The sequence below is a fragment of the Asticcacaulis solisilvae genome (genome assembly GCF_017875235.1).
Lineage (GTDB): Bacteria > Pseudomonadota > Alphaproteobacteria > Caulobacterales > Caulobacteraceae > Asticcacaulis > Asticcacaulis solisilvae_A.
Map to the genome: position 1 here is coordinate 498,322 of NZ_JAGGMI010000002.1, position 13,384 is coordinate 511,705.

The 13,384-nt window shown below is 62.3% G+C and carries 17 protein-coding genes and 1 tRNA gene; 7 read left to right on the top strand and 11 right to left on the bottom strand.

Going from position 1 to position 13,384, the window contains the following annotated elements:
* Window positions 1-148 precede the first annotated feature (148 nt).
* Genes J2X24_RS05445 through J2X24_RS05460 form a run of 4 tightly spaced genes read left to right on the top strand, consistent with a single transcriptional unit; the run spans window position 149 to window position 1,671 of the window.
* Window positions 149-343 carry a hypothetical protein gene (locus J2X24_RS05445; protein ID WP_209717735.1) on the top strand — a complete coding sequence of 65 codons (195 nt, stop codon included), beginning with the start codon at window positions 149-151 and terminating at the stop codon, window positions 341-343.
* 12 nt (window positions 344-355) lie between these two features.
* Entirely contained in the window at window positions 356-808 is a 453-nt protein-coding gene (locus J2X24_RS05450; RefSeq protein WP_209717737.1) for a hypothetical protein, read from the top strand.
* 30 nt (window positions 809-838) lie between these two features.
* Window positions 839-1,357 (top strand): RNA polymerase sigma factor, encoded by a 519-nt coding sequence (locus tag J2X24_RS05455; protein ID WP_209717768.1) that lies wholly within the window; start codon window positions 839-841, stop codon window positions 1,355-1,357.
* Entirely contained in the window at window positions 1,354-1,671 is a 318-nt protein-coding gene (locus tag J2X24_RS05460) for a hypothetical protein (RefSeq protein WP_209717772.1), read from the top strand. The genes J2X24_RS05455 and J2X24_RS05460 overlap by 4 nt, the downstream gene beginning before the upstream one ends.
* A gap of 55 nt (window positions 1,672-1,726) precedes the next feature.
* On the opposite strand, the gene J2X24_RS05465 is transcribed toward J2X24_RS05460, so the two are convergent.
* The 11 genes from J2X24_RS05465 to J2X24_RS05515 all read right to left on the bottom strand — a co-directional run bounded on the left by J2X24_RS05465 (window position 1,727) and on the right by J2X24_RS05515 (window position 10,792).
* Window positions 1,727-2,377: a protein-L-isoaspartate(D-aspartate) O-methyltransferase gene (locus J2X24_RS05465; RefSeq protein ID WP_209717775.1), complete on the bottom strand. Its 651-nt coding sequence runs from the start codon at window positions 2,375-2,377 to the stop codon at window positions 1,727-1,729.
* Window positions 2,374-3,171, bottom strand: a complete 798-nt coding sequence (gene surE, locus J2X24_RS05470; protein ID WP_209717778.1) for a 5'/3'-nucleotidase SurE — start codon at window positions 3,169-3,171, stop codon at window positions 2,374-2,376. Before surE ends, J2X24_RS05465 begins: the two co-directional genes overlap by 4 nt.
* Window positions 3,172-3,403: 232 nt before the next feature.
* Window positions 3,404-4,687, bottom strand: a complete 1,284-nt coding sequence (gene serS, locus J2X24_RS05475) for a serine--tRNA ligase (RefSeq protein WP_209717781.1) — start codon at window positions 4,685-4,687, stop codon at window positions 3,404-3,406.
* A gap of 127 nt (window positions 4,688-4,814) precedes the next feature.
* Window positions 4,815-5,726, bottom strand: a complete 912-nt coding sequence (gene tatC / locus J2X24_RS05480; protein ID WP_209717784.1) for a twin-arginine translocase subunit TatC — start codon at window positions 5,724-5,726, stop codon at window positions 4,815-4,817.
* The gene (tatB, locus tag J2X24_RS05485) at window positions 5,723-6,289 is read right to left on the bottom strand and encodes a Sec-independent protein translocase protein TatB (protein WP_209717788.1); all 567 of its coding nucleotides are present in this window, start codon (window positions 6,287-6,289) and stop codon (window positions 5,723-5,725) included. Before tatB ends, tatC begins: the two co-directional genes overlap by 4 nt.
* A 63-nt stretch (window positions 6,290-6,352) precedes the next feature.
* On the bottom strand, window positions 6,353-6,544 hold the full coding sequence (locus J2X24_RS05490) for a twin-arginine translocase TatA/TatE family subunit (protein ID WP_209717791.1): 192 nt from the start codon (window positions 6,542-6,544) through the stop codon (window positions 6,353-6,355).
* 165 nt (window positions 6,545-6,709) lie between these two features.
* Complete coding sequence (gene scpB / locus J2X24_RS05495) at window positions 6,710-7,354, bottom strand: SMC-Scp complex subunit ScpB (protein ID WP_209717794.1); 645 nt, start codon at window positions 7,352-7,354, stop codon at window positions 6,710-6,712.
* Window positions 7,351-8,229: a segregation and condensation protein A gene (locus J2X24_RS05500; RefSeq protein ID WP_310002496.1), complete on the bottom strand. Its 879-nt coding sequence runs from the start codon at window positions 8,227-8,229 to the stop codon at window positions 7,351-7,353. Before J2X24_RS05500 ends, scpB begins: the two co-directional genes overlap by 4 nt.
* Before the next feature lie 5 nt (window positions 8,230-8,234).
* Window positions 8,235-9,302, bottom strand: a complete 1,068-nt coding sequence (gene nagZ / locus J2X24_RS05505; RefSeq protein WP_209717797.1) for a beta-N-acetylhexosaminidase — start codon at window positions 9,300-9,302, stop codon at window positions 8,235-8,237.
* 11 nt (window positions 9,303-9,313) lie between these two features.
* On the bottom strand, window positions 9,314-10,060 hold the full coding sequence (locus J2X24_RS05510) for an SPOR domain-containing protein (RefSeq protein ID WP_209717800.1): 747 nt from the start codon (window positions 10,058-10,060) through the stop codon (window positions 9,314-9,316).
* Window positions 10,061-10,210: 150 nt separating this feature from the next.
* On the bottom strand, window positions 10,211-10,792 hold the full coding sequence (locus J2X24_RS05515; RefSeq protein WP_209717804.1) for a TetR/AcrR family transcriptional regulator: 582 nt from the start codon (window positions 10,790-10,792) through the stop codon (window positions 10,211-10,213).
* A gap of 103 nt (window positions 10,793-10,895) precedes the next feature.
* On the opposite strand from J2X24_RS05515, the gene J2X24_RS05520 reads away from it, so the two are divergent.
* The 3 genes from J2X24_RS05520 (at window position 10,896) to J2X24_RS05530 (ending at window position 13,206) form a co-directional block, all read left to right on the top strand.
* Window positions 10,896-12,179, top strand: a complete 1,284-nt coding sequence (locus J2X24_RS05520; RefSeq protein WP_209717807.1) for an MFS transporter — start codon at window positions 10,896-10,898, stop codon at window positions 12,177-12,179.
* Window positions 12,180-12,241: 62 nt separating this feature from the next.
* A tRNA-Ile gene (locus J2X24_RS05525) sits at window positions 12,242-12,317 on the top strand.
* Window positions 12,318-12,456: 139 nt separating this feature from the next.
* Window positions 12,457-13,206: an SIMPL domain-containing protein gene (locus J2X24_RS05530; protein WP_209717809.1), complete on the top strand. Its 750-nt coding sequence runs from the start codon at window positions 12,457-12,459 to the stop codon at window positions 13,204-13,206.
* The last annotated feature ends 178 nt before the right edge of the window (window positions 13,207-13,384 follow it).

The window sequence follows — 13,384 nt, forward strand, 5'->3', positions numbered from 1 at the left end:
TGAAAATTGGGCAAAACCACGTTTGCGTCAAATAAATCGCCTTTGTGCAAAAATTTTTACATCCGCCACATCCAAACGCCGGCCGTGCGGACATTCAGTGTCAAAAGCAGCCGTGCGGCGGGCTTTTGCTAATATCGGAGATACGGACATGGATACAAGGCAGCTCATCCTTGAACTCTGGGCCTCCTACTGGTGGCTCTCCATACCCTTCGGCTTCATGGTTCTCGGCATCATCCGCATGGTCGTGCGCGGCGATATCGAACGAAAACGGCTGGAAGTCATCAAGACCTACATCGATCGCGGCATGGACGTGCCTGACGCGCTGAAGCGCGAAACCTTTTAAGGGAGAGACGCAATGGAAGAGCTTTTTCGCAGCTATTGGTGGCTGATCTTCCCTGTGGGCTGGATGATTGCCGCTGCCTTCGAAAGCTTCGGCCGTTATCACCAGCGCAGCGGCACGCTGAAGCTGCTGAAGACCTACGCCGAGCAGGGCAAGGAGCCGCCACAGGCGCTGCTCGACATGCTCAAGAGCGACGAACAACGCGCCTATGACTACGCGTCCAGCGCTTACGGTGGGTATGATTATAAACCCCATGGTGCCCGCCACAGCTGGTGGCAAATCGTCACCTTCGGCGCCCTGGCTGTCGGCTTCGGCTATTATGGCCAATACGGCGGCGGACATGAAATCTTTACCGCTCTCGCGCTGGCCTTTGGTGTCGCCGCCTTGTCGCTGGGCGTCATTGCCGCCATTCGGGCCCTGTTCGGCTCCAAGCGTCAGAACACCTATTCCGACAAGGACGCGGAATAATCCGATCACGCTGCGGACCGAGCATCGATCATGGACACCGCTTCACTGCTGCAGCGCGCCCGTCGCGGTTCCGACCAGGCGTTTTCGCGTCTGGTCGCCGAGCACCAGCAGGCGGTGCGGGCCTTTGCCCGCCGCCTGGCCGCGGTGCCGGCCGACGCCGATGACCTGGCGCAGGAAGCCTTTGTCACGGCGTGGTCGCGGCTGGATCGCCTGAGGCCCGACGTGTCGTTCCGCACCTTTGTCTGCGGCATCGTCTACCGCAAGGCGCTCAACGGCCGGCGCGGCGCTCAGCGGACGACCGCACGCGACACGGAATGGCATGATCTGCAGCCGCAAACCGCGTCGTCAACGGTTGATACCCGGCTGTCGGTCCAGGCGGCGCTTCAGCAATTGCCGATCGATGTCCGGGCGGCGGTGTCGCTGTGTGTCGCCGCCGACTACAGCCACAGCGAGGCCGCCGAGATTTTGGGGCTTCCGCTCGGCACGGTAAAATCGCATATTCAGAAAGGAAGGGACAGGCTCAACGCCCTTCTGGGAGTGCAGTCATGAGCAACGATTCGCTGAGAGATTTGCTGGCCGACGATCACGCCGCCGTCGTGCCGGCGCGCGACTATGGTTTCGAGCTTGACGTGATGGCCAGGATTGAACGTCGCCGTTTCCAGGAGCAGGTGCTGGTGCTGGGCGTTATCGGCATGGCGGTCAGCGCCATGCTGGCCATCGTCATGCCTCACCTGACGCCGGCCCTGATCGGCCTCGGCCAGGACATTGTCCCGGCGGCGTTCGCGGCGACCATCGCTGCCGTGCTGCTGTTCGGCTTTCAGCAGATGCGTCCTGGCATGCGCGCCATGGGACTGCCGGTTTAGGTCTTTTGTCGCGATATTTTGCCAAAAACCGCTACACACTTTTTGGCATATCGCTCTAGGACTCCTTGGCGACACCGGCGATCAGCGGCACGAACCGCACCTCGCCCAGATCCTCGATATCGTAATCGCCTTCAGCCGACTTGGTGTAGCGCAGCAGGCGCTGCGTCGAGCCCTTGCCCTGTGGCCCGACCATGATGCCCTTGGGCTTGAGTTGTCCCAGCAGTTCAGCCGGCGCTTCCGGCAGGGCGGCGGTGACCAGAATGCGGTCGAACGGCGCCTGTTCCGGCCAGCCGTTCCAGCCGTCGCCGAAACGATAGATGATGTTCTCCAGCATCAGCCGCTTGTGGCGGATTTCGGCCTCCAGCATCAGCGAACGGTAGCGTTCGATCGTGTAGACGTAGCGCGCCAGCCGCGCCAGGATCGCCGTCTGGTAACCACTGCCGGTGCCGATTTCGAGGACGCGGTGGCGGCCTTCGATCTTCAGCGCCTGGGTCATCAACCCGACGATATAGGGCTGGGAGATCGTCTGGCCGCAATTGATCGGAATGGCGGAATCTTCCCACGACCGGTCTAGAAACAGTTCAGGCACAAACAGGTCGCGCGGCGTATATTCCAGCGCGTGCAGAAGCTTCCTGTCCTCGATGCCCTGCTCTTTCAGGCCGCGCAGCAGGCGATGCAGCCGGCTTTCTTCCTTCGGCTCGCTCATTGCGCCGCCTCGACGTCGATCTGTTTGGGGACGGTGCCGCCGATGGTCCTGCGCAGGCGATGCAGAGTATCATTGTGCGTCAGGTCGAGGTGCAGCGGCGTAATCGAAATCTTCCGGTCGGCCACGGCCTTGAGATCCGTGCCATCGACCAGGGTCTGCTCCAGGTTATGGAAGTCCAGCCAGTAATAGGTCCGGCCGCGCGGGTCGGTACGCTTGACGGCGTGCATTTCATGCAGGTCGCGGAAACCCTGGCGGGTGATTTCCACACCCGTCACATCGTCTGCGCTACAGTCCGGGAAGTTGACGTTCATCACAACGTCGGATGGCCAGCCTTGCTTCAGCAGCGCGCTGACGATCGGCGCGCCGTGGACGCAGGCCGCCTGCCATTGCGCTTCGATATCGATAGCGAAGTCCAGGCACTGCGACAGGGCGATCGACGGAATACCCAGCGTCATGCCCTGCAGGGCGCCGGCGACCGTACCCGACAGGGTCACATCCTGCGCCAGGTTGAATCCACGATTGATTCCCGACAGGACGAGATCCGGTGGCTCGGGCAGGATGTCGTTGACAGCGATCTGCACGCAGTCGGTGGGCGTTCCCGACACGGCAAAGCGCTTTTCCCCCAGGCGTTTGACGCGTAGCGGTTCGTGCAGGGTCACGCCCCGGCCTTTGCCCGACTGCTCGATAACCGGCGCGCACACCCAGACGTCGTCGGTCAGGGTTTTTGCGATGTCATAGAGCACAGCCAGCCCGTAAGCCTCTATGCCGTCATCATTGGTGAGCAGAATACGCATGAGAACCTTCGGTGAACACCGCAGCGTTTTACGACCATTCGCGGGGGGCAATCAAGCACGGAAAAGTCGCAGCGGGTGAAAAGTTAAGAGGCCCCACCACCGCTACGCTTCGCTTGCGGTCCCCCTCCCCATGCTTCGCACAGGGAGGAGTGATCGCGCTCTGTAACTCCTCCCTGTGCGAAGCATGGGGAGGGGGACCATCTGCGCAGCAGATGGTGGTGGGGTTTCTTACTTACCCGATATGCGTCAGGCCGCCCATATAGGACTGAAGCACCGCCGGCACCGCGATCCGGCCGCCCTCGTCCTGATAGTTTTCCATGATCGCCACCAGGGTCCGGCCGACCGCCAGGCCCGAGCCATTCAGCGTATGGACAAAGCGCGTGCCCTTTTCGCCGGCCTTGCGCGTGCGGGCGTCCATGCGGCGCGCCTGGAAATCCCCGCAGTTCGAGCACGACGAAATCTCACGATAGGTGTTCTGCGACGGTAGCCACACTTCGAGATCGTAGGTCTTGCGCGCGCCAAAGCCCATGTCACCCGTGCACAGCAGCATGGTGCGGAAGGAGAGATCGAGCTTTTTCAGGATCGCCTCGGCGCACTGCGTCATGCGCTCGTGCTCGTCTGCCGACTGTTCCGGCGTGGTGATCGACACCAGTTCGACCTTCTGGAACTGGTGCTGGCGGATCATACCCTTGGTGTCGCGGCCGGCCGATCCGGCCTCAGCGCGGAAACAGTTGGTCAGGGCGGTCAGGCGCAGCGGCAGCTCTTCCTCGGCCGTGATGGCTTCGCGGACCAGATTGGTCAGCGTCACTTCGGCGGTCGGGATCAGGTAGCGGTCGTCCGTCGTCTTGAAGAGGTCCTCTTCGAATTTCGGCAACTGGCCGGTGCCGAACAGGGCGTCGCCACGCACCAGAACCGGCGGATTAACTTCCATGTAGCCGTGCTCGGTCGTCTGCGTGTCGAGCATCCATTGGCCGATGGCCCGCTCCAGGCGCGCCAGTTGACCTTTCAGCACGACAAAGCGCGAGCCGGACATCTTCGCCGCGGCTTCAAAGTCCATAAAGCCAAGAGCCTCGCCCAGATCGGCATGATCCTTCGGCGTAAAGCTCAGAACGTTCGGCGCGCCGTGCTTGCGGACCTCTACATTACCGTGTTCATCGGCGCCTTGCGGCACGTCTTCGAACGGCACATTTGGCAGGGCAGCAAGCGCGTCACGCAGGGCTTCGTCCTTTAGGCGTTCCTGCTCTTGCGCTGTCGCAATTGCGCCTTTCAGCGCCTCGACCTCGGCCATCAGTTCCGAAGCCTTCGCTTCGTCCTTCTGCGCCTTGGCCTTGCCGATTTCGCCCGACAGCTTCTTCAGTTGCGCCTGATTGGTCTCGAACGCCGTCTTGGCGGCCCGCAGGTCCTTGTCGAGGGCAATCAGTCCATCGACATCCGACTGCGCGCTGTCCCGGCCGCGCGACGACCAGCCGCGCACATAGGCTTCAGGATTATCGCGCAATGCCTTGATATCGTGCATGGTTCTGCCCTCGATTTGCATAAACATGACTCATCGGCAAACCGGTGAGCCTGAGGCAGAGGGCATAAGCGCCGTCGCGTTACGGGTCAAGGGTGCTGAGCACCCCAACTTGGGCACCCTTGCCTTCCTAAGCGGTCTTTGGACGACGCAACTCGATGATCCATACGCAGAGGATCGATATTTCGTAGAGCAGCCAGATCGGCACCGACAGCATGACCTGTGAGATCGGATCGGGCGGCGTCACAACGGCGGCCACTACGACGATCGCCAGGATGGCATAGCGGCGCAGTTGCCCCAACTGCTTGGCTGTGACGATGCCCGCCAGGCCCAGAAGCGTAATGATGATCGGGAGCTGGAAACAGCAGCCAAAGGCCAGCATCAGGGTGGTGATCAGGGACAGGTAGTCCGACACCTTGAACATGGCGGTGACATTGACGCCCGGCGCCGCGATCTGCTGGCTCAGCGAGAACCACAGCACCATCGGCAGGATCAGGAAATAGACCAGGGCCATGCCGATGATGAACAGCACGGGCGCGGCGAACAGGAAGGGCAGAAACGCATTGCGTTCCTTGCGGTACAGGCCCGGCGCGACAAAGCGGTACAGTTGGAAGGCCAGGACCGGGAAGCTCAGGATAATGCCGCCGAACATGGCCATCTTCAGCTTGGTGAAGAAGAACTCCAGCGGCGCCGTGAAAATCAGCGACACATCCTTGTTGATCACGACCTCCTTGAGGCCGAGCAGGACGTACATCAGGTCGAACGGATTGCCGTGATGGCCTGAAATCTTCTGCTCCTCCAGCATCGCATTGGCGACCTTGAACGGATGCAGCAGGAATTCGTAGATATTGGTGGCAAAAGCGAAACAAATGATACAGGCGGCGACAAAGGCGATGACCATGACCATCAGCCGGCCACGCAGTTCGACCAGATGCTCCATCAATGGCGCGCGCGACGCCTCGATCTCGGCCTGGTCCTGCTCTTCCTTGGTCACAAGGGCGCGCTTAGACTTGTCTTCAATGACTTGCGGCAGGTCGCTCATGACGCCTTGCTCTTACGGGTGCGTTTGGGGGCAGCGGCGTCAGACGCGGCTGTCTTGGTCGCGCGGGGCTTGGCGGCGACCTTTACCGGCGCCACAGCGGCTGCCTGGGGTGGCGCCTTGGCACGGGTCTTCTTGGGCGCGGGCTTATCCAGCGAAACGGCAGGCATCTCTTCGACCGGCACGCTCACAGGCACTTCCGGTTCCGAAGTATTGAAATCGTCGGCGTCGGGCGACGCAACGTCCTCAGAACCGGAATAGAAGTGCGTGGTCGGCGTCAGGCTTTCATTGACGTCGTACTGGACCTTTTCAATCTCGGTGCGGACGTCGTCGAGCACGGGCACGCGATTGGTGCGCAGCGCCTCGACCTCCTTGCGGAGGTCGTCGAGCTCGCTCTGACGCGCCATGTCTTCAAACGATGAGCGGAAATCGTCGGCCATGCCGCGCATCTTGCCGACAAAGCGGCCGATCTGGCGCAGCAGTTTGGGCAGGTCCTTGGGACCCACCACCAGCAGAGCGATGACAGCAATGACGACAATTTCGCTGCCGCCGATACCGGGCAACATCCGATTCAGGCTTTCTTCAACGGTTTCAACAGGTCAGGCCGGATTGTTCACCCGGCCACGGGGTCAAGCCTTGGGCTCTTCGCTCTTGACCGTCTCGGTCTTCTTGTCGGCTTCGGGTTCGTCCTTCAGGCCGTCCTTGAACGCCTTGATGCCCTTGGCGGCGTCGCCCATGAGGCCCGACAGCTTGCCCGTTCCGAACAGCAGCAGAACGATGACAAGCACGAAGGCAATGTGCCAGATACTGATTGCACCCATTGGCGGTCTCCTCAAACGGCTCGCCCATTCCTGACATGGCGCGCCTGGTACTTTACAAAACAGGCCTAAGTCACGGCCATTGTGCTCATATAGTCGCAGTTCAAGGCGACTTCAAAGCGCTTTTTGCGCAATTTTTCGTCACTGCCGGAGTCGTGACGTCAAAAGTCAATCTTTCTCTTCGAAGAAATCCTGCGCGAATTCAATCTCGTCCATGTCGTCGAGCGCTGCGGCGTCCTCAGCGGTCTGCGGCGCACTGGGGTCGGGCACCATGAAATCGGCCGGGACATTGATGTCCAGCAGGCCCGCGGCGCGCATTTCAGCCACGCCGGGCAGGTCGGACAGGCTCGGCAGTGAGAACTGTTCCAGGAAGGCGTCGGTCGTGCCATAGGCAACCGGCCGGCCCGGCGTCTTGCGGCGGCCGCGCAGCTTGATCAGGTTCATCTCGTGCAGGACATCAAGCGTGCCGCGCGACAGGCCGACGCCGCGGATCATTTCGATTTCGGCGCGCGTCACCGGCTGATGGTAGGCGATGATGGCAAGCGTCTCCAAGGCCGCCTTCGACAGCTTGCGCGGCTCCTCGCGCTCCTCGACCATCAGGAAGGCCAGGTCGGCGGCCGTGCGGAACTGCCAGCGGTCGTTAATGACCTCCAGCGACACCCCTCGCCCGGCATAGCGCGCCTTGAGACCTGCCAGGGCCTTGCCGATATCGGCGCCTTCGGGCAGGCGATAGGCCAGCTCGGCGGCCGACAAGGGCCCCGCGGCGGCAAACAAAAGCGCTTCGATGGCGCGTTCGACATCCTCAGCCTTCATGACGCGCCTCCGATCAGCGGCGGACGCCTGCGCATATACAGCGTCTCGAAGGTCGCCAGTTGCTGGAGCTGAAGCTGGCCTTCCTTGGCCAGCTCCAGCGAGGCGGAAAGCGTCGAGGCCATGTAGGAGACGCGGCGTGGCGCGTGTTCGCCGAGGTTGAAGTCCTCGGGCCTGGGCGCAACGTCATCGAGCGCCGTCCAGCCCGTCAGGCGCGGCAGCTGCGCGCGCAGGTTATCGCGCGCGTCTTCCAGCGAATAGGCTTCGATGCGCCGCGTCGGGTCGTAATGGCGCTCGGCCTCCCGCCTCCGCTGGGTGACATAGGCGCTCATCAGGTCAAAGACATTGGCATCGATATTGGCCGACGGGATGATCAGCCGCGCCTCAGGGTCGCCGCGCGCGAAGACGTCGCGCTTCAGCTGCGGCCGCGAGGTCAGGGTCTCGACCGCCTTGCGCATGGTTTCCAGCTTCTTCAGGCGGAAGGCCAGGGCCAGGGCCATGTCTTCCGGCGCCATCTCGTCGGTCTGCTTGCGCTCGGTCTTGGGCAGCAGCAGGCGCGACTTCAGATATGCCAGCCAGGATGCCATGACGAGATAGTCCGCCGCCAGGGCAAAGCGCAGGCGCCGCGCTTCCTGGATGAAGGCCAGGTACTGTTCGGCCAGCTTAGTGATCGAGATCTTGAGCAGGTCCACCTTTTGCGAACGCGCCAGGGCCAGCAAGACGTGCAGCGGGCCTTCAAAGCCGTCGAGATCAAGCAGCAGCGTCTCTTCGGGAGCGATATCCTCCGGCGCATCCGCGGACGCTGCGCCGGCAAAGTCCAGCTTGCGCTGGCTAACGTCGTGCTCAAGCCCGGAAATGGCCTTGGGGGGCTGGACCACTGTCTTTACGCCGTCTCTTTAGGCGCCGCCTGGAACTCGGTCGGATCGGCACGCACTTCGCCTGACGGCACGCGCGCCAGGACCGCGTCGAAGCGCGCCCGTGCCTCGGCCAGGTCGAGCGGCTCGGGATGACGCAGGAGACGCGCCATGGCCGCTTCGGTGCGGCGGCGGGCTGCGCCTTTCAGCTTTGGCGTCTCCTTCATGACCTCGAGCATCTGCTCCATCTGGCCATTACAGTGCAAAAGCACGTCGCAGCCGGCCTTGAGGCTGGCGCGGGCACGCGCATTTAACTCGCCGCTGAGCGCACCCATCGACAGATCATCGCACATGATCAGCCCGTCAAAGCCGATACCGTCGCGGATCAGGCGGATGCACTTCTTCGAGGTTGTCGCCGGGTGCTTGGGGTCGATCGCCGAATAAAGGACGTGCGCCGTCATCGCCAAAGGCATGTCGGCATTGACCTGGAACGGGTAAAAATCGATGGCCAGAAGCTCTTCCAGCGATGTATCGACCACCGGCAGCGAGGCATGGCTGTCGGCCCCTGCCCGGCCGTGTCCGGGAATGTGCTTGATGACCGGCAGGACCCCGCCGGCCAGAAACCCCTCGCAGGCGGCCCGGCCCATGACGGCAACGTCCTTTGCTGTCAGGCCATAGGCGCGATCGCCGATAATGTCGTGGGCGCCGGGTTGCGGCACATCCAGAACCGGCGCGCAGTCGGCATTGATGCCCAGCGCGAACAGGTCAGCCGCCATCAGGCGCGCCCCCAAACGCGCCATGTCGCGCGCTTCATAAGGGTCGTTACAGACCTCGGCAAAGCGCGACGCGGGCGGATAGTCGGGCCAGTGCGGCGGGCGCAGACGACGGACGCGGCCGCCTTCCTGATCGATCAGGATCAACGCTTCGTGGTCCACACACGCCTTGAGATCGTCGACCAGCGCCTTGACCTGTTCCGGCGTCTCGATATTGCGACGAAACAGGATGAAGCCCAGCGGCTGGGCGTTCCGGAAGAATTTGCGCTCCGCGGAGGTGAGCTCGGTACCGCTCAGTCCCAGGATGCATGCGTGCGTAGCCAAGCTTTTCAGTCCTACTTTACGATACAGTCGCGTCCCGCCGCCTTCAGCGCCGAGCAGAACGAGCGGGCCTTTTCGGCCGTGGCGAAACCGGCGAACGAGGTGCGGTAGAAGGTACCCTTGGGCGTCTCGACCTTTTCGACGCGCTTGGACGTGCCGCCGACGAACAGGCCATAGGACGAAGCGACGCTGGCATATTCGCGGTTGGCCGTTTCCTGGCTGTCGAAAGCGCCGATCTGCACCACCGAACCGGCGGCGGCGGGCTTGGTCGCGGCCGGCACCGGAGTCGCAGCAGGTGTGGCTGGCGGCGTCACGGCCTGGACCGGCGGCCGCAGCTGTCCATTGGTGATAGCGGCGTTATCGGCCTGCGACGGCAGCGGACCCTGGATGGGGGCCGCAGGCGGCGGCGCTTCATTGGCGGCCATCGAGGCGGCGTCACGCGCCGGGGCTTCGGCGGACGGCGCGAAGGTGGCGACGCCCGTATCCTGGCCGGCATCGAACTCCTGCTCGCTCAGCGGCTTGGCGTCCTCGATGCGCTCCTTGGTGTCGCCGACCGGATCGCCGACTTCGGGTGCATTGCCGGCGCCCTTGTTCAGGCCCGAATTGTAGAAGATCAGGACGACGATCAAGAGCACGACGAGGAAGATGCCGCTGATGATCAGCGTAATCGGCGCCTGATCGCGCTGGGACGGCCGGCGCGCTTCATAGGACAGGTTATCCTCGGTCGGCGGCGAATAGGTGCCGCGGTCCTTATCGGTCATGACGGTTTCCCTGAGGGTTGACTCGAAAATACGAAAAAGCGCCTGATTCCCGCTCAGGCGCCCGTACTTTACAGAGTAGCGACGGATTTTGACACCCCTGTGGCCAAAAAGTTGCGCCCGCGAGGCTTAAGTCATTTTCCTATCGCATTTTTATTTCTCGTATCGGCGAGTCAGGGATTGCCGCGCCGCATAGAGAATACCGTCCGACAGCTGACGGTCATTGACAGCGCGGGCCAACACCATGGCGCCGACCAGGGTCGACAATACGGCAACCGCATTGTGCGGCAGGCCGTCCTTTGGCCGATCCTTGTCGGTCAGGTCACCCATGGCGTCGAGATAGTCGCGCAATCCCTCGCTGAAGACGGTGCGTACCGCCTCGCCCTGGCGCGACACATCGGCCGCCAAAGACGGAAACAGGCAGGCATTTTCGGGCGTATCGCGGCTGGCCTGGGACAGATATCGCTCGAAATAGGCGATCAGTTCGGCGCCTGCGTCCTTATCCTTCATGGCCCTGACGCGATCGGCCTGGCGCTTCAGCGAGGCGTCGCAGGCGCTGGCGGCCAGTTCGTCCTTCGACTTGAAATAGTTGTAGAAACCGCCGTGGGTCAGGCCGACCTCCTGCATCAGCTCGGCCACCTTCACCCCCTCGAACCCTTTGCGGCGAAAGCCCTTGGACGCCGCATCCAGAAGGTTTTCGCGATTCTTTTCGACATGGGCGCGTGAGGTTTTCAAGGGAACTCCGTTTGGCGGAAAAGTTACGACATTTGGCATTGCCTATACATGACCATTATCATAAATACAAACATGATGATCATCATGTTTAAGTGAGCCGCCTATGATCTCCAGCACCGTCGCCCGCCAGCTCAGCCGCCACAATGTCCATTACGGCTGGGTTATGCTGGCCGTGACCTTCCTCACCATGCTGACGACGGCGTGCGCCATGGGCGCGCCGGGCGTGCTGATGCCGCCCCTGCAAAAAAGCTTCGGCTGGACGGCGGCGCAGATCTCCGGCGCCCTGGCGGTGCGGCTGATCCTGCTGGGCCTGATCGCGCCTTTCGCCGCCGCCATGATGATCCGCTTTGGCCTGAAAAGGGTCGTGTCACTGGCGCTGGTTCTCATTGTCGCCGGGCTGGGCTTGTCGTTGCTGATGACCGAAATCTGGCAGCTCTTTCTGTTCTGGGGCCTGTTTGTCGGCGTTGGCACCGGCATGACCGCCATTGTCCTGGGCGCCACGGTCGCCAACCGCTGGTTCAGCCAGAGACGCGGCCTGGTCATCGGCATCCTGACGGCGTCAAGCGCCACCGGCCAGTTGGCTTTCCTGCCGGTCATCGCACGCCTGTCGGAAGACTACGGCTGGCAGACCGCCCTCCTCCTCGTCTGTGCCCTGCTCATAGTCGCGCTTGTCCTCGTCCTGCTCCTGCTGCGCGACCGACCGGTCGATGTCGGCCAGGTCCCCTATGGCGAAACCCAGGCCCTTGCGCCGGTCAAGACGCCGCCCGTTGCCTTTTCGCCGTTTGCCATGCTCAAGGAAGCGGCGCGGACGCGCACCTTCTGGATTCTGTTCGGCACCTTCTTTATTTGCGGCGCCTCAACCAATGGCCTGGTCCAGACGCACTTCGTGTCGCTATGCGGCGATTTCGGCATGGTGGCGGTCGCTGCCGCCTCGGTTCTCGCCTTGATGGGACTGTTCGACTTTATCGGTACCATCGGCTCAGGCTGGCTGTCGGACCGCTTCGATTCGCGCTGGCTTTTGTTCTGGTATTACGCCCTGCGCGGCCTGAGCCTGCTCTACCTGCCCAACGCCGAATTCACAATTCTAGGCCTATCGCCGTTTGCGGTCTTCTACGGCCTCGACTGGATCGCCACCGTGCCGCCGACGCTGAAGCTGGCCGCCGAAAAGTTCGGCCCGGAAAAGGCGCCGGTCGTCTTTGGCTGGATTTTCTGCGGCCACCAGCTGGGCGCGGCCGCCATCGCCTTTATTGCCGGCACGATCCGCACGGAATGGGGCAGCTACCTGCCGGCCTTTGCCCTGGCGGGCACCCTGTGCCTGATCGCGGCGCTGGCGGCTCTATTTATCATCCGCCCCAAAGCGCAGGGCGTCTTGCAATCCACCAGTTGAAAACAACAAATCGCGACTTTAAATTTCCAACCGCGCATGTTAGGCACGCCGCCTGCCTTTGGGGGCCTGTAGCTCAATGGTTAGAGCCGACCGCTCATAACGGTCTGGTTGGGGGTTCGAGTCCCTCCGGGCCTACCACTTCTCCCAAGTAAACGTATTCCCTCTGCGCCGTTCAGCCTTCGTTCAGCCGAGACGCTGTCTTATGGAGGTCGCAATTACGGTCTCAACTCCCGATACGGGCCGCAATGCACCGCCACAAATCAAAGAAAGACAAGAGATGTCCTCCACCCGCGCTCTTTTTAAATCGATCGCCCTGACCGCCGTCGCCGCCGGCCTGCTGACCGCGCCCATGGCTTTCGCCCAGACCACCCCTGCGTCCGCTATCGTGCAGCCCCTGCCGACCACGCTCAGCCTGACCGTCACTGGTGAAGTCAGCATCGCGCCCGACATGGCGACCGTGAACTTCGGCGTCGTCAGCCAGGGCAAGACCGCCGCCGAAGCCATGAAGGCCGGCAATGTCCGAATGAACGCCGTCATGAGTGCGCTCAAGGCCGCCGGCATCGCCGCCAAGGACATCCAGACCTCGAACCTGCAGCTCAATCCGCAGTACAACTACGGCTCCAACCAGGCGCCGAAGCTGACCGGCTATGAGGCGCGCAACCAGGTCACGGTCCGCGTCAACGATCTCGACAAGACCGGCCCGGTTATCGACGCCGTCATCGGCGCCGGCGTCAACCAGATCGACCAGATCGGCTTTGGCCTGAAGGACGATGCCGCGGCACTCGACCAGGCGCGCCAGAAGGCCGTCACGATCCTGAACCAGCGCGCCGCGCTTTATGCCTCGGCCACTGGCCTGAAGCTGAAGAAGCTGCTCAGCATCGAGGAAGGCGCGGCCCCGAGCTATCATCCGCCCCGCCCTTACGCCTTGCGCGCCGAGGCGGCGATGAAGGACGCTTCCACCCCCGTCTCGGCCGGGGAACTGCAGCAAAGCGTCACCATCACCGGCACGTTCGAACTGGAAAAATAAGATAGACATTCAATAACCGGGTTCGATTTCCGGTCAGACTCCCCTCCGCGCCCCCGTGACAAGGGGCGCGGAAACTGTTAACCCTTTCGCCATGGGCTGTCGGCGCGCGTTATTAGCGCCATTGAACTTGGTGCGGGAGGGCTGGCCAGGTGCCAAATAATCGTAATCATATTCGCAA